General features: G+C 55.4%; 20 protein-coding genes and 1 tRNA gene. 7 read left to right on the plus strand and 14 right to left on the minus strand.

Features of this window, described 5'->3' with window-relative positions; all coding sequences use genetic code 11:
• Positions 1-41 precede the first annotated feature (41 nt).
• From ffh to purB, 3 genes are all read left to right on the plus strand, one after another.
• Positions 42-1,397: a signal recognition particle protein gene (gene ffh / locus ACODR9_RS19420; RefSeq protein ID WP_488811449.1), complete on the plus strand. Its 1,356-nt coding sequence runs from the start codon at positions 42-44 to the stop codon at positions 1,395-1,397.
• A gap of 47 nt (positions 1,398-1,444) precedes the next feature.
• On the plus strand, positions 1,445-2,347 hold the full coding sequence (locus tag ACODR9_RS19425) for an ATP-grasp domain-containing protein (protein WP_488811451.1): 903 nt from the start codon (positions 1,445-1,447) through the stop codon (positions 2,345-2,347).
• A 67-nt stretch (positions 2,348-2,414) separates the two neighbouring features.
• Positions 2,415-3,785, plus strand: a complete 1,371-nt coding sequence (purB, locus tag ACODR9_RS19430; protein WP_488811453.1) for an adenylosuccinate lyase — start codon at positions 2,415-2,417, stop codon at positions 3,783-3,785.
• 221 nt (positions 3,786-4,006) lie between these two features.
• Here the strand turns inward: purB and ACODR9_RS19435 are convergent.
• The 5 genes from ACODR9_RS19435 to ACODR9_RS19455 all read right to left on the minus strand — a co-directional run bounded on the left by ACODR9_RS19435 (position 4,007) and on the right by ACODR9_RS19455 (position 7,442).
• Positions 4,007-4,083 (minus strand) — tRNA-Met (locus ACODR9_RS19435).
• A 99-nt stretch (positions 4,084-4,182) separates the two neighbouring features.
• A complete protein-coding gene (locus ACODR9_RS19440; protein ID WP_488811455.1) occupies positions 4,183-4,800 on the minus strand; it encodes a thiol:disulfide interchange protein DsbA/DsbL in 618 nt (205 codons plus the stop codon).
• Positions 4,801-4,825: 25 nt separating this feature from the next.
• Positions 4,826-5,575 carry an SPOR domain-containing protein gene (locus ACODR9_RS19445; RefSeq protein ID WP_488811457.1) on the minus strand — a complete coding sequence of 250 codons (750 nt, stop codon included), beginning with the start codon at positions 5,573-5,575 and terminating at the stop codon, positions 4,826-4,828.
• Positions 5,576-5,648: 73 nt separating this feature from the next.
• A complete protein-coding gene (locus ACODR9_RS19450; protein WP_488811459.1) occupies positions 5,649-7,148 on the minus strand; it encodes a YifB family Mg chelatase-like AAA ATPase in 1,500 nt (499 codons plus the stop codon).
• Positions 7,149-7,154: 6 nt separating this feature from the next.
• Entirely contained in the window at positions 7,155-7,442 is a 288-nt protein-coding gene (locus tag ACODR9_RS19455) for an accessory factor UbiK family protein (RefSeq protein WP_488811461.1), read from the minus strand.
• 268 nt (positions 7,443-7,710) lie between these two features.
• On the opposite strand from ACODR9_RS19455, the gene glnK reads away from it, so the two are divergent.
• Together glnK and ACODR9_RS19465 are read left to right on the plus strand one after the other, a co-directional pair.
• Positions 7,711-8,049, plus strand: coding sequence for a P-II family nitrogen regulator (gene glnK, locus ACODR9_RS19460; protein ID WP_089083799.1), 339 nt, complete (start codon positions 7,711-7,713; stop codon positions 8,047-8,049).
• Positions 8,050-8,079: 30 nt separating this feature from the next.
• The gene (locus ACODR9_RS19465) at positions 8,080-9,390 is read left to right on the plus strand and encodes an ammonium transporter (RefSeq protein WP_488811463.1); all 1,311 of its coding nucleotides are present in this window, start codon (positions 8,080-8,082) and stop codon (positions 9,388-9,390) included.
• A gap of 152 nt (positions 9,391-9,542) precedes the next feature.
• On the opposite strand, the gene metK is transcribed toward ACODR9_RS19465, so the two are convergent.
• Positions 9,543-10,712 (minus strand): methionine adenosyltransferase, encoded by a 1,170-nt coding sequence (gene metK / locus ACODR9_RS19470; RefSeq protein ID WP_159879560.1) that lies wholly within the window; start codon positions 10,710-10,712, stop codon positions 9,543-9,545.
• Positions 10,713-10,789: 77 nt separating this feature from the next.
• Here metK and ACODR9_RS19475 point away from each other — a divergent pair, with 77 nt between their 5' ends.
• Both ACODR9_RS19475 and ACODR9_RS19480 read left to right on the plus strand, forming a co-directional pair.
• On the plus strand, positions 10,790-11,683 hold the full coding sequence (locus tag ACODR9_RS19475; RefSeq protein WP_488811465.1) for a lysophospholipid acyltransferase family protein: 894 nt from the start codon (positions 10,790-10,792) through the stop codon (positions 11,681-11,683).
• Positions 11,680-12,546 carry a lipid A biosynthesis lauroyl acyltransferase gene (locus ACODR9_RS19480; protein WP_488811467.1) on the plus strand — a complete coding sequence of 289 codons (867 nt, stop codon included), beginning with the start codon at positions 11,680-11,682 and terminating at the stop codon, positions 12,544-12,546. Before ACODR9_RS19475 ends, ACODR9_RS19480 begins: the two co-directional genes overlap by 4 nt.
• 278 nt (positions 12,547-12,824) lie before the next feature.
• Here the strand turns inward: ACODR9_RS19480 and ACODR9_RS19485 are convergent, their stop codons facing one another.
• The 8 genes from ACODR9_RS19485 to nuoH are packed head-to-tail and all read right to left on the minus strand — an operon-like array spanning position 12,825 to position 20,759.
• Positions 12,825-13,121, minus strand: a complete 297-nt coding sequence (locus ACODR9_RS19485; protein WP_488811469.1) for a DUF2818 family protein — start codon at positions 13,119-13,121, stop codon at positions 12,825-12,827.
• 15 nt (positions 13,122-13,136) lie between these two features.
• Positions 13,137-14,591 carry an NADH-quinone oxidoreductase subunit NuoN gene (gene nuoN, locus ACODR9_RS19490; RefSeq protein ID WP_488811471.1) on the minus strand — a complete coding sequence of 485 codons (1,455 nt, stop codon included), beginning with the start codon at positions 14,589-14,591 and terminating at the stop codon, positions 13,137-13,139.
• A 23-nt stretch (positions 14,592-14,614) separates the two neighbouring features.
• Positions 14,615-16,111: an NADH-quinone oxidoreductase subunit M gene (locus ACODR9_RS19495; RefSeq protein ID WP_488811473.1), complete on the minus strand. Its 1,497-nt coding sequence runs from the start codon at positions 16,109-16,111 to the stop codon at positions 14,615-14,617.
• A gap of 43 nt (positions 16,112-16,154) precedes the next feature.
• Positions 16,155-18,185, minus strand: a complete 2,031-nt coding sequence (gene nuoL, locus ACODR9_RS19500; protein ID WP_488811475.1) for an NADH-quinone oxidoreductase subunit L — start codon at positions 18,183-18,185, stop codon at positions 16,155-16,157.
• Between the two features lie 35 nt (positions 18,186-18,220).
• On the minus strand, positions 18,221-18,526 hold the full coding sequence (gene nuoK, locus ACODR9_RS19505) for an NADH-quinone oxidoreductase subunit NuoK (RefSeq protein WP_045847642.1): 306 nt from the start codon (positions 18,524-18,526) through the stop codon (positions 18,221-18,223).
• Between the two features lie 26 nt (positions 18,527-18,552).
• Complete coding sequence (locus ACODR9_RS19510) at positions 18,553-19,197, minus strand: NADH-quinone oxidoreductase subunit J (RefSeq protein WP_045847643.1); 645 nt, start codon at positions 19,195-19,197, stop codon at positions 18,553-18,555.
• Positions 19,198-19,206: 9 nt separating this feature from the next.
• A complete protein-coding gene (gene nuoI / locus ACODR9_RS19515; protein WP_197077215.1) occupies positions 19,207-19,686 on the minus strand; it encodes an NADH-quinone oxidoreductase subunit NuoI in 480 nt (159 codons plus the stop codon).
• A gap of 26 nt (positions 19,687-19,712) precedes the next feature.
• On the minus strand, positions 19,713-20,759 hold the full coding sequence (gene nuoH, locus ACODR9_RS19520) for an NADH-quinone oxidoreductase subunit NuoH (RefSeq protein ID WP_488811478.1): 1,047 nt from the start codon (positions 20,757-20,759) through the stop codon (positions 19,713-19,715).
• Positions 20,760-20,762: the final 3 nt, after the last annotated feature.

Genomic DNA, 20,762 nt, shown 5'->3' on the forward strand with positions numbered 1-20,762 from the left:
TACACCAACCTGTCCCTTGTTGGCAGACAGAAGGACTCAGCATGCTAGACAACCTGACCAACCGCCTGTCCGGCGTCATCAAGAACCTGCGCGGCAATGCCCGCCTGACAGAAACCAATATCCAGGATGCCCTACGCGAAGTGCGGATGGCATTGCTGGAAGCCGATGTGGCACTGCCCGTCGTGAAATCATTCATTGCCCAAATCAAAGAGCGTGCTCTTGGCCAGGAGGTCATGGGTAGCCTGACACCGGGTCAGGCGCTGGTCGGCGTGGTCAATGAAGAACTTGTCAAATTGATGGGCGAGAAAAACGACGGTCTCAATCTGGCAGCTGTCCCACCGGCCATTGTCCTGATGGCTGGCCTGCAAGGTGCGGGTAAGACCACAACCGTTGGCAAGCTTGCCAAATTACTAAAAGAAACCCAGAAAAAGAAGGTCCTGGTAGTTTCTGCAGACGTTTACCGCCCGGCAGCCATTGAACAGTTGAAACTACTGGCCGAACAGGTTGGTGTTGAATGGTTTCCCTCGGAAGGCCATCAAAAGCCAGTGGACATTGCCCGTGCAGCAGTTGATCACGCAAAGCGCCACTTCTTTGATGTATTGATGGTGGATACTGCTGGCCGTCTGGCCATTGACGAAGCCATGATGGCTGAAATCAAGGCCGTTCACGCCGCAATCAACCCGGTAGAAACCCTGTTTGTCGTTGATGCCATGCAAGGTCAGGATGCCGTCAACACAGCCCAGGCCTTTAATGAGGCCCTGCCGCTGACCGGCGTGATTCTGACCAAGATGGATGGCGACTCCCGTGGCGGTGCAGCGCTGTCAGTGCGCCACATCACCGGCAAGCCGATCAAGTTCATCGGTGTAGGTGAAAAAGTTAGTGGCCTGGAGCCCTTCCATCCGGATCGTATTGCCAGCCGTATTCTGGGCATGGGCGATGTGCTGTCTCTGATCGAAGAAGTCCAGAAAGGCATTGACCAGGATGAAGCGGCCGCCATGGCCAAGAAGCTGAAATCCGGCAAAGGCTTTGATCTGGAAGACTTCAAGGCGCAAATGCAGCAGATGAAGAAAATGGGCGGCATGTCCAACCTGCTGGAAAAAATGCCGGGCCAGCTTGGCCAGATGGCCAAGGGGATTCAGGGTGCAGAAGCTGAAAAATCTATGCGTCGCATCGAAGGCATTATCAACTCGATGACCATGGAGGAACGCCGCAAGCCGGAACTGCTCAAGGCCAGCCGCAAGCGCCGCATTGCTGCCGGCTCCGGCGTCACGGTACAGGAGGTCAACCGCCTGCTGAATCAGTTTGAACAAACCCAGAAAATGATGAAGCAGTTTTCCGCCAAGGGTGGGTTGATGAAGATGATGCGTGGCATGAAAGGCATGATGCCGGGAATGTAAGCAAAACGGGTGCGAGTCACCCGTTTTTCTTGATATGAAGGAAATGCATGCACTTTGATGTAGTCGTTTTAACCAAGCAAGCACTCCTGGATCTGGATACTGCCGACTGGTATAGCAAACAGGTTCATCTGGAAGACGGATTGGCCGTGGCTGCCCTGCAAAAACAGGGCTTGCATGTAACGCGCAAAGCCTGGGATGACCCGGATTTTGACTGGCAACATACCCGCAGCCTGTTGTTTCGCACAACGTGGGATTATTTTGATCGCTATGCAGAATTCAGCCCCTGGCTGAGAAAAGTTGCCAGTCAGACTGTATTGTTCAACAGCGCCGCACTCATCGACTGGAATATCGACAAGCATTACCTGCAGTGGATTGCAGAAAAAGGCATCAATGTGGTGAACACCCACTACATTGAAAAGGATGACGCCCGCTCATTGGCACAATGCCTGGCAGAGAGCGGCTGGAATGATGCCATTCTCAAACCGGTCATTTCCGGCTCTGCACGACATACTTATCGAATACAGCCAGAGAATACGCCAGAACTGGAATGTATTTTTGCTGAACTGATTCAACAAGAAGCAATGCTGTTACAGCCATTCCAGCATACCATTCTGTCCGAGGGTGAAATATCGCTGATGGTGATTGACGGCCAGTTCAGCCATGCCATTCGCAAGACACCACAAGCAGGTGACTTCCGGGTGCAAGATGATCATGGTGGTAGTGTGCACCCTCACGCCGCCACCATCGTAGAACAGCAATTTGCCGAACAAGCTGTGGCTGCGGTTCCGTTTGATGTGCTGTATGCGCGTGTCGACATCATTCGCGACAATACCGGCAAGCTGGCCATCATGGAGCTGGAAATGATTGAGCCAGAACTGTTTTTCCGCTACAAGCCCGAAGCTGCCGACAAGCTGGCCAGCGGGCTGATACGCCGACTTGCCCAGCTGTAAACAACGATTTGTTATGTACTGAAACCTGCCAGCCAGGCTGGCAAACCACGTTTGGAAATACCTCGTCATGAATCTGAACCCGCTGATCGCTCTGAGTCCTCTGGATGGCCGCTATGCTGCCCAGGTTGAAGGCTTGCGCAACCTGTTCTCCGAATATGGCCTGATGAAGTTCCGTATCAAGGTTGAACTGGAATGGCTGAAGATGCTGGCCGCCGAGCCGGGCATCGAGGAAGTGAAGCCATTTTCCGAAGCGACCATCCGCGAAATCGATGATGTCATCGCTAACTTCACCGTACAGCATGGCGAAGAAGTCAAGGCAATCGAGGCCCGTACCAACCACGATGTCAAAGCCATCGAATACTGGCTGAAAGAGCGTTTGTCCGGCAATGCTGAAGTGATGGCCGCCAGTGAATTCATTCACTTTGCCTGCACATCTGAAGACATCAACAACCTGTCTCATGCCCTGATGCTGAAAACAGCCCGCAATACCGTGGTATTGCCGGCGCTGGACGAGGTCATCCACAAGCTGCAGCAGCTGGCACATGAATTGGCCGACCTGCCGATGATGTGCCGTACTCACGGCCAACCGGCGACCCCCTCCACCATGGGCAAGGAGCTGGCCAACACCGTTTACCGTCTGAAGCGCCAGCGCGAGCAACTGGTTTCCCAGGAAATTCTGGGCAAAATCAACGGGGCTGTCGGCAACTACAATGCACACTTGGTTGCCTACCCGCAAATTGACTGGGAAAGCCTGTGCGGTCGCTTTGTCTCCGGACTGGGCCTCACCTTTAACCCCTACACCATCCAGATTGAGCCGCATGATTACATGGCGGAGCTATATCAGGTTGTTGGTCGCATTAACACCATCCTGATCGACCTCAACCGCGACATCTGGGGCTACATCTCGCTGGGCTACTTCAAGCAAAAAGTGAAGAAGGATGAAGTAGGCAGTTCTACCATGCCGCACAAGGTCAACCCGATCGACTTCGAAAACTCCGAAGGTAATCTGGGCATGGCTAATGCCATTCTGCAGCATCTGGCAGAAAAGCTGCCGCTATCCCGCTGGCAGCGTGACCTGACTGACTCCACGGTACTGCGCAATATGGGCGTCGGCTTCGGTTACACCATGCTAGGCTTCAAAGCCTGCCTGAAAGGCCTGAACAAGCTGGAAATCAATCCGGCAGCCATTACCGAAGAATTGGGCCGTAGCTGGGAGTTGCTGGCCGAGCCGATCCAGACCGTAATGCGCCGCTACGGCGTACCCAACCCCTACGAGCAGCTGAAAGAGCTGACTCGTGGCAAGGATGGCATTACCCGCGAAACGCTTTCCGCCTTCATCAAGGGCCTGGAAATCCCGGACGCTGAAAAGACCCGCCTGCTGGAGCTGACCCCGATTGCTTACGTAGGCAAGGCTGCCGAGCTGGCAAAACGCATCTGAGCTAGATAGCTCAGCAAAACGAAACCGCCCTCGATAAGGGCGGTTTTTTTATCGCATCAAAAGCATGGCTCTGGAAAAAGAAATGGGCCAGCTTCCGAAGAAGGTGGCCCGAAAATATGACTCGAGGGAATACGTTCCCGAACAGCAAACTGAACGTATAACAGCTGTGCTGACGCACACAAGAAAAGACCACTCATTCGAGTGGTCTTTTCTTGAAAACTTGGTTGCGGGGGCAGGATTCGAACCTACGACCTTCGGGTTATGAGCCCGACGAGCTACCAGACTGCTCCACCCCGCGTCAGAGAAACGTATATTATCTGATAGCAACCAAGCCGTCAAGCACTACAGTGAAAATTAGGCGATACCCACTCCAGCTGCTGGCATCTCCGTAACACAATTACTTGATATTGCTTTCAGCCTTTGCTTTGGCAACAACATCATTGAGGACCTCGATCAGCCGCTCTGGCGTTGCCGGTGCCAGTGCATACTTGCCATTCACCACGATAGTCGGTGTGCCTTCAATATTGTAGGCACGGGTAATTTGGCTGGCACGCGCAACCTGGCTGTTGATACCAAAGGAGTTGTAGGTCTGCATGAACTTGGCCAGATTCACACCTGGCTGCTTCTTCAACCAGTCGTTCAATACTGCCGGATCACCCAGATTGATCTTTTGCTGCATCACCGCATCAAATACGGGTGTATTCAGCTTCTCCATGTACCCAGTCACGTTCAGCGTAGCAAACAACCGGGCAAAGCCCTCCATCGGCTTCTGCCAGACAATCTGCTCGCGATGGAAATCAACATAGGCGGGCTTTTTCTTCTCCCACGCCTTGATCAGCGGATCAAGGTGAAAGCAGTGAATGCAGGTGTAAGAGAAGAATTCGATCACTTCAACTTTTTTCGGATTGCCAACTGGCTGGGGTTTTCCCATCAGCATATAATCCTTGCCCAGTTCGGATGCTGCATTTGCCAGACCACTCACCATCAGCAATGCCATCAACAGCCATTTTTTCATTTCTTGCTCTCTCGATGTGTTTTGTTCACTCTGCCTTGACTACAGCAGCATTGATTCCATCCTGCTTTAACTGGGCACGAACCCGGTCAACATCCTCCTGCCTGCTCAATGGCCCCACACGAACGCGGTGCACCATCCCCTTGTCGGGAATCGTGACAGACTGGATCTTGGCTTCCACTCCCAGCAAGGCTAGCTTGGCCTTAAGGTTATCTGCCTCATTTTCATTCTGGAATGAGCCCAGTTGCAGAAAGACCTTTTTGGCTGGTGCGGTGGCAGAAGGTTCCCGATCTTTAGCTACGGTCTTGCCATCGGCAGGCACGGCATCCACTTGGCCTGGCAAAATCTTGTAGAAATCAAAGCGCTGCTCATCCTTGCTGCCATTACCAGCAGGCGCCGCTGTTGGCTTGGGCTTGGCAGTGGGCACTGGAACGACCGAGGGTTCTGGCGGCATGGCCGGTGCAGTAGCGGCCTCCACTTTTGCGGGTGCAGATGCCACTGGCGCCGGTGCCTGAACATCCGCAATCTTGGTGCCGGGTTCCAGCAGTTCGGTAGATGGAGAAGAAGCCTGTGCCGTTTTGCGATCCAGCTTTTCAAGATTGGAAAACGGAGTTGCCGAACGATTGAGATACATCGCAAGACCAACCGCAACTGCCACGCCTACAATCAGGCCAATGACAATGCCCGCTACCATGCCGCCACCACCGCTCTTGCCGGCTGCGCGCGTACGCCCGGACGAGGACGAGCGAGACGAATTTTTAACATCACGATTAGCCATGTACCACTACCATTTCCATTCAATCAATCCGATCATTATCTATTAAATTCAGACGAAAATATATTTCACAAAATCACAACGCCAAACCGCTACGTCTTAACTGAATAGCTTGCAGTATGTGCTGCCGGCTTAAACGGTGCTCACCATCCATATCTGCAATAGTACGGGCAATGCGCAATATACGATGATAACTCCTTGCTGATAATCCAAGCCGGTCTAGCGCATCTCCCAATAACACCAGCGAAGTCTGATCAGCTGCGGCATGCTGCTCTAGCTCTGCCCCGGACAACCTGGCATTACAACACCCCTGCCGCTGCAACTGCCTATCTCTTGCCTGCTGGACACGCAGCCGAATCTGCTGACTACCCTCCCCTGGCGACACCGTGGCCAACTCTGCTGCCGCCAAGGCTGGAACCTGTACATGCATATCAATCCGGTCCAGCAGCGGGCCTGATAATTTCCCCGCATAGCGGGCTATTTGCTCCGGCGTACATTGGCAGCGGCCGGAAGCATGCCCCAGATAACCACAAGGGCATGGGTTCATGGCGGCAACCAGCTGAAAATCTGCCGGAAAGCAGGCTTGCCTGCTAGCTCGGGAAATATTGATCACCCGCGACTCCAAAGGTTCACGTAACACCTCCAGCACCTTGCGTTCGAATTCCGGTAATTCGTCCAGAAACAATACGCCATGATGCGCAAGGCTGACTTCGCCGGGACGCGGGTCAGAGCCGCCACCAACCAAGGCAACGGCAGAGGCCGTATGGTGCGGTGACCTGAATGGACGCTGCCGCCACTGTTCCAGCCTGAAACCCTGCGTTCCCAGCGACTGTATCGTTGCGGCAGCAAGCGCCTCGTCCTCACTCATTTCAGGGAGTATTCCGGGCAAACGGGACGCAAGCATGGATTTACCGGTACCGGGAGGCCCAATAAAAAGCAGACTGTGCCCACCGGCAGCTGCAACTTCTAGCGCATGGCGTGCTGCCATCTGCCCTTTGACATCGGCCAGATCCGGATAAACGGCTGAGTTATCGGTAAGGTTGACCAAGGCCGTATCGCAAGGCTGTACACCATTCAGGTGAGCGCATACCTGCAGCAGGCTATCGGCAGCATAAACCTGGCCAGACCTGACCAAGGCCGCCTCTGCGGCACTTGCGCGAGGAAGAATGAAGAACTTCCCGGCACGACTGGCTTGGCAGGACATCGCCAGTGCACCACGGATGGGACGCAGCTGCCCGCTTAATGCCAATTCGCCGGCGAACTCGTAATCCGCCAGACGGGGACATTGGATCTGACCGGCGGCAGCCAGTATTCCAATGGCGATGGGAAGGTCAAAACGGCCAGAGTCTTTGGGGAGATCAGCGGGGGCGAGATTGACGGTGATACGGCGCGCTGGAAATTCAAAACCGGAATTGATGATGGCGGCACGTACCCTGTCGCGACTCTCCTTGACCTCGGTATCGGGTAAGCCAACGATGGTGAACTGCGGCAGTCCATTGGCCAGATGGACTTCCACCGCTACTTCAGGAGCGTGCAAGCCGGCCAGGGCACGACTTGCAACAAGGGCCAATGACATGCGTGATCAGGAATGGCCAAGCTCGGCCTGGGCTTCGGTCTTGGCCTGGGCTTCCTCAGGGAAAACCTGGGCTTCAAGCTTGGCGAGGCGCGCTTCCAACGCAGTCAGCTTTTCGCGGGTACGCACCAAAACTTCCTGCTGCACGTCGAATTCTTCACGGGTGACCAGATCCATGCGGGAAAAGGTGGAAGCCATCATGGCCTTGATATTCTTCTCGATATCTTTCGCCGGGCTGGCGGCGATGGTATCGCTGATCTTGCTGCTGATTTCTTCAAAAATTTTCTGGCTCAACATTTCGATGCTCCTTGGATTGGGGACACTATGCGCTATTGAGTTTAGCAAAATCCCCTTGCAGCTGCAGTTTCACCCGCCGCACCAATGCAGTGCAAAGCACACATCATAAATGCTCTGTCATGGTGCCGATACGTAGTTTCATCATGGAAATACGGTTTTTTGTATGGAAAATTCTTATGTAACAAGCAGATAGCAAGCTGGCACAGTTCGTGCACTAGTGACTTCAGCAACGCAAACATACATCTGGATCCATTGCAAAGGAGTGAACATGAAACTGGTCACCGCCGTGATCAAGCCATTCAAGCTTGATGAAGTACGTGAAGCACTATCCGCCATCGGCGTACAAGGTATTACCGTCACGGAAGTCAAAGGGTTCGGCCGTCAGAAGGGCCATACCGAGCTGTATCGTGGTGCTGAGTACGTGGTGGACTTTCTGCCCAAGGTAAAACTGGAGATTGCCATTGACGACAGCCTGCTAGACCAGGTTGTTGAGGCCATCGAAAAATCGGCTCGTACCGGCAAGATTGGCGACGGCAAGATTTTTGTCTTTGAACTGGAACAAATCGTGCGGATTCGGACCGGTGAAACCGGTATCGACGCGGTTTAAGCGGCGCCATTGCCATACAGGGGAAATCAAATGAAGAAGAAACTTGCTGCATTGGGTGGCAGCCTGCTTGCACTGGCGCTGCCGGTATTGGCGGATGCACCCGCAGGCCCGGCCATGGCCGATTTCAAGGTGATCAACTCCGGTGATACCGCCTGGATGCTGACCTCCACCGCATTGGTACTATTCATGACCATTCCGGGCCTGGCACTGTTCTACGGTGGCATGGTTCGCAAGAAGAACGTGCTGGCTACCCTGATGCAAAGTTTTGCCATCACGGCGCTGGTGACTGTCCTGTGGGCCATTGTTGGCTACAGCCTGGCGTTCACCGTCGGCAATCCTTATCTGGGTGATTTGAGCCGTGTGTTCCTGGATGGCATGGATTACATCGCCGATACCAAGAAGGTTGCCGTACATCCGTCGGCTGGCACCATTCCGGAATCGGTGTTCATGATGTTCCAGATGACCTTTGCCATCATCACCCCGGCACTGATCACCGGCGCATTTGCTGAACGGATGAAGTTCTCTGCCCTGCTGATCTTTACCGCCCTGTGGTCTTTGCTGGTTTATGTACCGGTTGCTCACTGGGTATGGGGTCCGGGTGGCTGGATGAGTGGTCAGGGCGTGCTGGACTTTGCTGGCGGTACCGTGGTGCACATCAATGCGGGTGTTGCTGGTTTGGTTTGCGCACTGGTAATGGGCAAGCGTATTGGTTTTGGCAAGGAAGCCATGCCGCCGCATAACCTGATTCTGACCCTGATCGGTGCATCCATGCTGTGGATTGGCTGGTTCGGCTTTAACGCCGGCTCCGCCGCCGCTGCCGATGGCCGTGCTGGTATGGCGATGGTGACCACACAGGTTGCAACTGGCCTGGCAGCCCTGGCTTGGACCTTTGCCGAGTGGATTCACAAGAAAAAGCCGTCGGTACTGGGCATTGCCTCCGGCGCTGTTGCTGGTCTGGTTGCCATCACGCCGGCTGCTGGTTTTGTGGATGTAAAGGGTGCACTGATTATTGGTGCCGTTGCCGGTGTGGTTTGCTTCTGGGGTGCAACTGGCCTGAAGCACATGCTGGGCTATGATGATTCTCTGGATGCATTCGGTGTACATGGCGTGGGCGGTATTGTGGGTGCCCTGCTGACTGGTGTCCTCGCGGTGAAGAGCATTGGTGGCGCCGAAGGCAGCCTGGCTACCCAAGCCATCGGTGTGGGTGTGACCGTGGTGTACTGCGCCATCATCACCTTCATCCTGCTGAAGATTATTGATGTAGTTGTTGGTCTGCGTGTGGCCGAAGACGAAGAACGTGAAGGGCTGGACGTAGTACTGCACGGCGAGCGTGTGGAATAAGCCGTCAGCACAGACAGATTTTGTGGTAAGGGACTTAGGGGCGCTTCGGCGCCCTCTTTTTTTGCCTAGCAAGCAAAAGCTGTGGATATAAAAAAGCACCGGGTGACCGGTGCTTTCTTGTTTACCGCAACGTGATGCGATGCGGCGCTGACTTACAAGCCTGCATCTGCACGCAGCGCTTCAACCTTGTCTGTGCGTTCCCAGGTGAATTCCGGCTCTTCACGGCCAAAGTGGCCGTAAGCGGCAGTCTTACCGTAGATCGGACGCAGCAAGTCCAGCATCTGGATGATGCCTTTCGGACGCAGGTCGAAGTGTTTCTTCACCAGTTCCACGATCTTTTCGTTCGGAATCTTGTTGGTGCCGAAGGTATCCACAGCGATCGAAGTCGGCTCGGCCACACCGATGGCGTAGGAAACCTGGATTTGACACTGACGCGCCAGGCCCGCAGCCACAATGTTCTTGGCCACGTAACGACCGGCATAGGCGGCCGAGCGGTCTACCTTGGACGGGTCCTTGCCGGAGAATGCACCGCCACCGTGCGGGGCAGCACCACCGTAGGTGTCGACAATGATCTTGCGACCGGTCAGGCCGCAGTCACCCATCGGGCCGCCAATGACGAAACGGCCGGTCGGGTTGACCAGATACTTGGTTTCGGCAGTCAGCATTTCCGGCGGCAGCACCGGTTTGATGATGTCTTCGATGACGGCTTCGGTCAGGGTCTTGTGGTCGATTTCCGGGCTGTGCTGGGTGGACAGCACCACGGTGTCGATGCGCTTGGGCAGGCCGGTTTCACCATCGTAGACGCAGGTGATCTGGCTTTTGGCATCCGGACGCAGCCACGGCAGACGGCCATCCTTGCGCAGTTCGGCCTGGCGTTGTACCAGACGGTGTGCGTAATAGATGGGGAAAGGCATCAGCGTCGGGGTTTCGTCGCAGGCATAGCCAAACATCAGGCCCTGGTCGCCAGCGCCCTGGTTCAGATCCAGGCCTTCACCTTCGTTCACGCCCTGGGCGATGTCTTGCGATTGCTTGTCGTAGCAGGCCATCACGGCGCAGCCGTGGTAGTCGAAACCCAGCTCGGAGCTGTCGTAGCCGATACGCTTGATGGTTTCGCGTGCAACTTTGATGTAGTCGATATTGGCCGAGGTGGTGATTTCACCAGCCAGCACCACCAGGCCGGTGTTGACCAGGGTTTCGGCTGCTACGCGAGCGTATTTGTCTTCGCGCAGGATGGCATCGAGGATGGCATCGGAGATTTGGTCGGCTACTTTGTCCGGATGGCCTTCCGATACCGATTCCGACGTAAACAGATATTCGCTCATTTGTTTGTTGATTCCCGAATAAAGCAAAACAGTGTGATGATAAAATAGGCCGCTTTACGATCACCACTGACTAAACCATGTCCAAGCTGGTCCAACTCGTGTTGTCCTTGCTGGCGCGTTTGCCGCTGTCGTGGCTGCAATGTCTCGGCGCCATTCTGGGGCGGCTTACTTACCTTTCATCGCCCCGCTATGCAGAGCGGATGAGAGGCAATCTGGCGTCGAGTAAAATCTGTGAAAATTATCAGGTTTTACAAGGACTAGTCAAACAATCCGCGCTGGAAACTGGTAAAGGTGCGCTGGAATTGTCAATAGCCTGGTGCCGGAAGCCCGAGGACATCGCCGCGCTGGTGAAGGCCTGCCACGGCTGGGAGCATGTAGAACGTGCCTTGCAGGCGGGGCACGGCATTGTTTTTGTCACGCCACACCTTGGCAGCTATGACATTGCCGGTCGTTACATCAGCTCGCGCCTGCCCTTTCCGCTGACTGCGATGTATCGTCCGCCCAAGCTTAGCTGGCTGGAACCGGTGATGCAGGCAGGCCGCGCCAGGGGCAAGGGCAAAACAGCGCCAGCTACCGGCGCTGGCGTCAGGGTCCTGATGAAGGCGCTCAAATCGGGCGAGGCCACCATCATTCTTCCCGACCAGGTACCAGGTAATGGCGAGGGCGTGTGGGCACCATTTTTTGGTAAGCCTGCCTATACCATGAGTCTGGTACCGCGTCTGGCTCAAGTCGCCGGCGTAGAGGTGTTGTTTTTTGTTGGCGAGCGCCTGCCGCGTGGAGAGGGTTTTGTTGTACACATTGAATCCATGCCTCACCCCTTCAGCGGTGACAAGGATGCCGATTGTGCCCTGCTCAACCACACCGTGGAAAACCTGATTCGTCGCTTCCCCAGCCAATATCTGTGGAGCTACAACCGTTACAAATGTCCGGCTGGCGTCACTCCGCCGGAACAGCTGCAAGGAAACCCATGAAGATTGCTTTTGTCCTGTTATGGTTGATTCGCCTGCTGCCCATGTGGGCCATCGGCTTGCTGGCTGATGTTATCGGTTTTGTTGCCTATCACCTGGCCGCCGACCGCCGCAAAGTGGGCCTCACCAATCTGCGCCTTTGCTTTCCCGACATGAGCGAAGATGAACGCACACGGCTGATCAAGCAGAATTTTGCCTACATGATCCGTCTGGCACTGGAATATGGCGTGGCCTGGTGGAGTTCGGCTGAACGCATCCGCAAGCTGGTTACCATCAAAAACTTGCACATTGTGGAGGAGCTGCGTGCCAAGGGCGAGGACATTATCCTGTTCTATCCGCACTTTGTTGGCTTCGAGATGTGTGTATTTGCGCTGAACCAAGTACTGCCGCTGGTCAGCGTGTACTCACAACAAAAGAATGATGCGCTCGACGCACAGATCTATGCCGGTCGCCAGCGCTACAACAACTGCTATATCGTGCCGCGCAATGAAGGCCTGCGCTCCATCATCAAGGCCATGCGCAAGGAACATACTCCTTTCCTTTACCTGCCCGATCAGGACTTTGGCGTACGCGACTCGGTGTTCGTGAAATTCTTCGAAAAAGATGCCGCCACCATTACCGGCCTATCTCGCATCAGCAAGCTGGCGCGTGCACGTGTTGTGCCACTCATTGCCCGTCGCGTTGGTCACCGCTTCGAGCTGGAATTTTATCCTGCGTGGGAAAACTACCCGACAGATGATGTCGTGGCCGATACCCGACGCATGAATGCCTTTCTGGAAGAGCGCATTCGCGAGATCCCTGCGCAATACTTCTGGTTGCACAAGCGCTTCAAAAACCGCCCAGAAGGTGAAGCACGCATTTACTGATAGCGGGTGTGTAAATCTATCGGCATCGCCCGGCGCACGCCGGGTTTTGTTTTTCCGCTGGCCATCAAGCGGTGTGTCGATCATCGCGGGCCTAATCAGTTATGCAGCTGGGTTTGGTCATCCCATCCCGATGCTCTTACACAACACCAGCCGTGATCGACTCCCCCAGGCAACCATCAGTCATACCGCGATACCCCTATCCTTTTTCCTCTACGACCGTTGCTGCACTAGATATAAAAAAACCCGGCCTGAGCCGGGTTTTTCTTTAGCCATGCAGCTTAACTACTACGCTTCTTCCAGAACATCTGGTAGACAAAACCGGGAAAAGCAAACACCAAGAACAAGGCAATTGTCGTGACATAAAACTGCCAGTGCTGCTGCTGGACCGGCATCTGCTTGGCCTCAAGAAAGCGGGCAAACAGGCCAACCAGCAGAAACAGCACCACCATTTCCAGCAAACGCCATCCAAAGTGCTTGTTGGCAATCGGCAGCACGCCTGCCAGACGCGAGGTCAGGAACGGCAGGTTTGCCGCCAGGAAGGCGACGATCAGCAAGGTAGCAACACTGGCTTGCATGTACAGAACTTTCGTTTAGATGGCAGCCAGCGACTGTTTCATCGCTTGCATGCACAGCACGATCACACGTTCCGGAACCACGCCCAACACCAGCAGGGCAATGGCATTCACCGACAACACCAGCTTCATGTCTGCACGCATCACGATGGCGGAGCTATCCTGAGCTTCATCAAAGTAGATGGTCTTCACGACACGCAGGTAGTAGAAGGCACCAATCAGCGACATCATCACAGCAACGATCGCCAGCCAGTACAGGTGGATGTCCACAATGGCCTTGATCACGGCAAACTTGGCGTAGAAGCCCGCCAGCGGCGGTACACCAGCCATGGAGAACATGGTCAGCAGCATCAGCAGCGCATACCAGCTGTTGCGGTTGTTCAGGCCCTTCAGATCATCCAGGGTTTCGCATTCGAAACCGGCACGGGACAGACCCAGCAGGATACCGAAGCTGACCATGGACATCAGCACGTAGATCAGGGCGTAGAACAAGGCAGCGGCGTAGCCATCCGGGGTACCAGCCAACAGGCCCAACAGCAGGAAGCCCATATGGGAGATGGTGGAGTAAGCCAGCATGCGCTTGATGTTGGTTTGTGCAATGGCAGTGATGTTACCAATAGCCATCGACAGCACGGCCACCAAGGCGAGCATTGCCTGCCAGTCGGCCACCATGGCTTCCAGGCCTTGCACCAGGATGCGCAGTACGAAGACAAACGCAGCCAGCTTCGGTGCTGCACCCACCATCAGGGTAACGGCAGTGGCCGAGCCTTGGTAAACGTCCGGCACCCACATGTGGAACGGTACGGCACCCAGCTTGAAGCAAAGGCCAGCCACGATGAACACCAGGCCAAACACCAACAGCATGTCATTGGCGGAGTGCGACTTGACTGCCTTGGCAACCAGCGCCAGATCCAGCGAGCCCGTGGCACCGTAAATCATGGAAATGCCGTACAACAGCAAACCGGAAGCCAGTGCGCCAAGAACGAAGTACTTCATGGCCGACTCGGTTGCCTTCACCGAGTCGCGCTGCAGCGCAATCAGCGAATACAGCGACAGCGACAGCAGTTCCAGACCCATGTACAGCGACACGAAACTGGAAGCAGATACCATAAAGTTCATGCCCAAGAGCGCAAACAGCGCTAGGGTGAAGAACTCGCCGCGCAGCAGACCACGGTCAGCAATGTACTGACGGCTGTATACCAGCACGATGGAGGTACTGCCATACATGGCCAGCTTTACCAGACTGGACAAGGCATCGCTGACAAACATGCCAGAGAAGGTATGTACCGGCACCGCCGAGTAGGTTTGCACCTGCAGGACGGCACAGCCTGCCAACGTCAGCAAAGCGAGGCCATAGTGCACCCCACGCTTTGCGTCCGAGATAAAGGCATCGAGCATGAGGATGACCAGAATTGCCCCGGACATGAACAGTTCGGGCAATGCAGGCATCAGGTTCAGATCAGCCCAATTCATTATGTTTTCCTTATGGCCTTAGCTTAGAGCTTGGTCTGCGCAACATGCGCAATCAGGTCATTTACCGACAGGTGCATCTTCTCGACGAAGCCTTGCGGATACAGACCCATGCCCAGCACCGCAATGGCCAGAACGACCAGCACCAGGAACTCGCGTTTGTTCACGTCAGCCATTTCTTCAACGTGGTGATTGCTCACCTCGCCAAAGATCACCCGCTTGTACATCCACAGTGTGTAAGCAGCACCGAAGATCAGGGTGGTTGCGGCCAGCGCGGCGTACCAGAAGTTCACCTGTACCGCACCCATGATCACCATGAACTCACCGGCAAAACCGGAAGTTGCCGGCAAACCGGAGTTGGCCATGGCAAACAGCATCATAAAGGCAGCAAAGATCGGCATCTTGTTGGCCACACCACCGTAGTCGGCGATGTTGCGGCTGTGCACGCGGTCGTACATCACACCGATACAGAAGAACATAGCGGCGGAAACGAAGCCGTGCGACACCATCTGTACCAACGCACCTTCAACCGCCCACTGGTTCAGGTGCGAACCGGTGAACATGAACATGCCCAAGGTGACAAAACCCATGTGGGAAATGGAGGAATAAGCCACCAGTTTCTTCATGTCGGTTTGCACCAGCGCTACCAGGCCGATGTACACCACGGCCACCAGCGACAGGGCCACCATGATCCACGACAGTTCACGTGCAGCATCCGGCAGGATGGGCAGGGCAAACCGCAGGAAACCGTAAGCACCAATCTTCAGGGTGATGGCTGCCAGCACCATGGAACCGCCTGTCGGCGCTTCCACGTGGGCATCCGGCAACCAGGTATGTACCGGCCACATCGGCACCTTCACTGCGAAAGACAGGAAGAAGGCGATGAACAGCAGGATCTGTACGTGCAGCGGAATCTTGGCAATTGCCTGGAAGGCCTGGATGTCGAAAGTCTTGCCAGCCTGGAAGTACAGGTAGATCAAGGCAACCAGCATCAGCAGCGAACCGAGCAGGGTGTACAGGAAGAACTTGAACGATGCATATACACGACGCGGGCCACCCCAGACACCGATGATCAGGTACATCGGGATCAGCATGCCTTCGAAGAAGACATAGAACAGGATGGCATCCAGCGCGGCGAAAGCACCGTTGATCAGGCCGGACATGATCAGGAAAGCAGCCATGTACTGCGACTGACGCTTCTTGATCACGTCCCAGCCAGCCAGCACCACCATCAGCGTGGTAAAGCTGTTCAGGATGACAAACAGCATGGAGATGCCGTCAACACCCAGATGGTACTGGATGCCGAACGTGGCGATCCACGGCTTTACTTCTTCAAACTGCATGCCGCCGTTCAGGTTGTCAAAGCCGGTAAACAGCGGCAGGGACAACAGAAAACCGATCAGGGCACCGGCTACGGCGACCCAGCGAGCCAAGGTGGCCCGTTGGTCTCCTCCCGTAGCCAGTACCAGCAACCCGGCCACGATAGGGGCCCAGATCACCAGACTTAACTGATTTGTGAACATAGTCAAAACCTAAGTAGTTATTCCAATTCCAGAGGTCTGGGCCTTAGCGCAGGATGATCTGCGAGAACCACAGCGTCATCAGAGCCAGCACGCCAATAATCATGGTCGTGGCATAGCTGTAGATGAAACCGGTCTGCAGCTTGCGTACCACTCTGGAGAAGGTTCCCACCAGCTTGGCTGCACCATTCACTACCAGGCCGTCGATCAGCAGCATGTCGCCCACCTTCCAGAAGAAGGTACCCAGAGCACGGGAGCCCTTGGCAAACACTGCGTAATACAGTTCGTCCAGGTAGTACTTGTTTTCCAGGATCTGGTTCACGAAGCTGAACTTCTGCTTGATGGCAGCCGGGATCTGCGGTGCCTTCATGTAGAAGAACCAAGCGGTTACCACACCGGCCAGTGCCAGCATGAAGGGCAGCGAGGTGAAGGCGTGAACACCCATGGCTACCGAGCCGTGGAATTCGTGTGCCAGTTCTTCCAGCGCCGGGTGTGCTTCACTGTTGATGGTGATCACACCCTTGAAGAAGGAACCGTACAACAGCGGCTCGATGGCAAAGAAGCCCACCAGCACCGACGGAATGGCCAGCAATACCAGCGGCAGGGTCACTACCCACGGGGACTCATGCGGCTTGTCGTTCGGACCGAGACCATGATGATGGTCATGATCGTCATGACCATGGTGATGGTCATCTTTCTTCTCCATCCAGCGTTCCTTGCCATGGAAGACCAGGAAGTACATGCGGAAGGAGTAGAAGGCGGTCACGAATACACCGGCAATCACCGCGAAGTAGGCAAAACCGGCTGCCGGCAGATGCGACAGCTGTACCGCTTCGATGATGGAGTCCTTGGAGTAGAAGCCAGAGAAGAACGGCGTACCGATCAGTGCCAGCGAACCCAGCAGCGAAGTCAGCCAGGTAATCGGCATGTACTTGCGCAGGCCACCCATATTGCGCATGTCCTGATCATGGTGCATGCCCATGATGACGGAACCGGCGCCAAGGAACAGCAAGGCCTTGAAGAAGGCGTGGGTCATCACGTGGAACATGGCAACCGGGTAGGCCGAGGCGCCCAGAGCAACCGTCATATAACCCAGCTGCGACAGCGTGGAGTATGCCACCACGCGCTTGATGTCGTTCTGTACGATGCCCAGGAAGCCCATGAACAGGGCGGTGATGGAACCAGCCACCAGCACCACGTTCAGCGCGGTATCGGACATTTCAAACAGCGGGCTCATGCGCGATACCATGAAGATACCGGCAGTCACCATGGTCGCCGCGTGAATCAGCGCGGAGATCGGGGTCGGGCCTTCCATCGAATCCGGCAGCCACACGTGCAGCGGGAACTGAGCCGACTTACCCATCGCGCCGATGAACAGCAGGATGCAGGTGACGGTCAGCAGCGACCAATCACAACCAGGGATGATCTGGATGGTTTTGTTGGCCAGTGCCGGCGCAGCAGCAAACACGTCGCTGTAGTTCAGCGAGCCACCGAAGTAGGCCAGTACCAGACCGATACCCAGCAGGAAACCGAAGTCACCCACACGGTTCACCAGGAATGCCTTGAGGTTGGCATAGATGGCGGTCGGACGCTTGAACCAGAAGCCGATCAAGAGGTAGGACACCAGGCCCACCGCTTCCCAACCGAAGAACAGCTGGATGAAGTTGTTGCTCATCACCAGCATCAGCATCGAGAAGGTAAACAGCGAGATGTAGCTGAAGAAGCGCTGATAGCCCGGGTCTTCCTGCATGTAACCGATGGTGTAGATATGCACCATCAGCGACACGAAGGTCACCACCACCAGCATCATTGCGGTCAGCGAGTCCACCAGGAAGCCGACGGAGAACTCATAGCCCCCAACCGTCAGCCAGGTGTAGACCGGCGCGTTGAAAACTTCAGCCTGCCCCGTGAGGAAGGCATAAAGTACCTTGAAGGACAGGGCTGCCGAGACTGCCACGCCGAGAATGGTCACGACGTGGGAAGCGCGGCGGCCGATTGCCCATCCAAACAAGCCTGCGATGATGGACCCCACCAGAGGTGAGAGCGCTATCAGCAGGTATAAGCTTTTCATATCCATGCTTGTGTGCTTTGTAGTTTGGTAACCGGTTTGCCTTAGCCCTTGAGGCTGCCCAGGTCTTCAACGTTGATGGTCCGCATATTGCGGAACAGCACCACCAGAATGGCCAAGCCAATGGCGGATTCTGCCGCTGCTACCGTCAGGATGAAGAACACGAAAATCTGGCCTGCTGTATCGGACAGGTAATGCGAGAAGGCAATGAAGTTGAAATTCACTGCCAGCAGCATCAGTTCGATGGCCATCAACAGCACGATCAGGTTCTTCCGGTTCAGGAAAATCCCCAGCACGCTGATGGCAAACAGGATTGCGGCCAGCACCAGGAAGTGAGTTAGTGTCAGCACATTTCCTCCCTTATGTTGTTCGGCCGTCAGGCCTGTTGCTCACCGGACTCGGCTGTATCGGCCGCTTCCACGTTTTTCTCGGCTTGCATCTTCACGATGCGTACGCGGTCCTGACTGCGCACCTTGACCTGATCACCGGCATCCACCACCTTGGTATCCTTGCGGCTACGCTGGGTCAGACCAATGGCAGCCACCATGGCTACCAGCAGCACAACCGCAGCCAGCTCGAACGGCAGCAGGTAGGTGGTATACAGCTGACGACCCAGTACCTTCACATTGCTGGCATCAGCTGCCAGTGCGGCACCGGCTTTATAATCAGCCAGGCCGGTATGCGGGTTGGTCAGGATCAGTACCATTTCGAAAGCCATGATGAGGCCGACAGTTGCCGCCACCGGGAAATTGCGCCAGAAACCCTCGCGCAATTGCTCGATATTGATGTCCAGCATCATCACCACAAACAGGAACAGCACCATCACTGCGCCGACATAAACCAGTACCAGGGTAATGGCCAGAAACTCCGACTGCAGCAGCAGCCAGTGTCCGGAGCTGGTGAAGAAAGCCAGCACCAGGTACAGCACAGCGTGTACCGGGTTCTTGGCAGTCACCACCCGCACTGCTGCAAACAGCAGGATCGCGGACAGGATGTAGAAAATAACCGTAGTCATGCTCATGAGGCCCCCTTAACGGTACTTGGCATCGGCTGCCTTGTTGGCAGCGATTTCGGCCTCGTACTTGTCACCCACCGCCAACAGCATCGGCTTGGTGTAGTAGAGGTCGCCACGTTTCTCACCGTGGTATTCAAAGATGTGGGTTTCCACAATCGCGTCCACCGGGCAGGCTTCTTCGCAGAAACCGCAGAAGATGCACTTGGTCAGGTCGATGTCGTAGCGCGAGGTACGGCGGGTGCCATCTTCACGTTGTTCCGACTCGATCGAGATGGCCATTGCCGGGCACACCGCCTCGCACAACTTACAGGCAATGCAACGCTCTTCACCGTTGGCATAGCGGCGCTGCGCATGCAGGCCACGGAAGCGCGGGGAGATCGGCGTTTTCTCTTCCGGAAACTGGACGGTGATCTTGCGGGCAAAGAAATACCGCCCGGTCAGCATCAGACCCTTGACCAGTTCCACCAGCAGGAAGGTTTTGAAAAAGTTGCGAATCGTATCCATGTTCTTTACCTATCCCCTCAGTTCCATAGCGACAGCGGGGTCATCATCCAGATACCCAGGACCAGGATCCACACCAGGGTAACGGGAATGAACACCTTCCAGCCCAGACGCATGATCTGGTCGTAGCGATAACGCGGGAAAGTCGCGCGGAACCACAGGAAGCAGAACAGCACAAACGCCATCTTCATCGCCAGCCAGAAGAAACCACCGGCACCCAAGAGGCCCCAGCTTGCCGGGAAGGGCGACAGCCAGCCACCCAGGAACAGGATGGAAGTCAGCGCCGATACCAGAATCATGTTGGCGTATTCAGCGAGGAAGAACACCGCAAAGGCCATGCCGGAGTATTCCACGTGGAAACCGGCCACGATTTCGGATTCACCTTCAGCCACGTCAAACGGTGCGCGGTTGGTTTCCGCCACGCCAGAGATCAGGTAAACGATGAACAGCGGGAACAGCGGCAGCCAGTTCCAGGAGAACAGCGAACCACCAGCCATGCCATGCCCTTGCTGCTTGACGATGTCAACCAGGTTCAAGCTGCTGGACACCATCAGTACGCCAACCAGTGCAAAGCCCATCGCCAGTTCGTAAGAAACGATCTGAGCAGCAGAGCGCATGGCACCCAGGAAGGAGTATTTGGAGTTACCAGCCCAGCCGGCCACGATGATGCCGTAGACCCCGATGGACGACAGCGCCAGGATGTACAGCAAGGACGCGTTAATATTGGCCAGAACCAGCGTATCGGTGAAAGGAATCACCGCCCAGGCAGCCAGTGCCGGGCCAATGGCCAGCACCGGAGCCAGCAGGAACAAGCCCTTGCTGGACTGCGCCGGCAGAATGATTTCCTTCATCAACAGCTTCAGACCGTCAGCCAGCGGCTGCAACAGACCCAGCGGACCAACCCGGTTAGGGCCGATACGGATCTGCATATAGCCGATGACTTTACGTTCGAAGTAGGTCAGATAGGCCACGGCAATCATCATCGGTGCCACGATGGCGATGATTTTCAGCAGGGTCCACACCGTGAGCCCCGCTTCATTACCGAGAATGCTTTGCAAGAACTCCATGTT

Source organism: Aquitalea sp. FG25 (assembly GCF_057809375.1).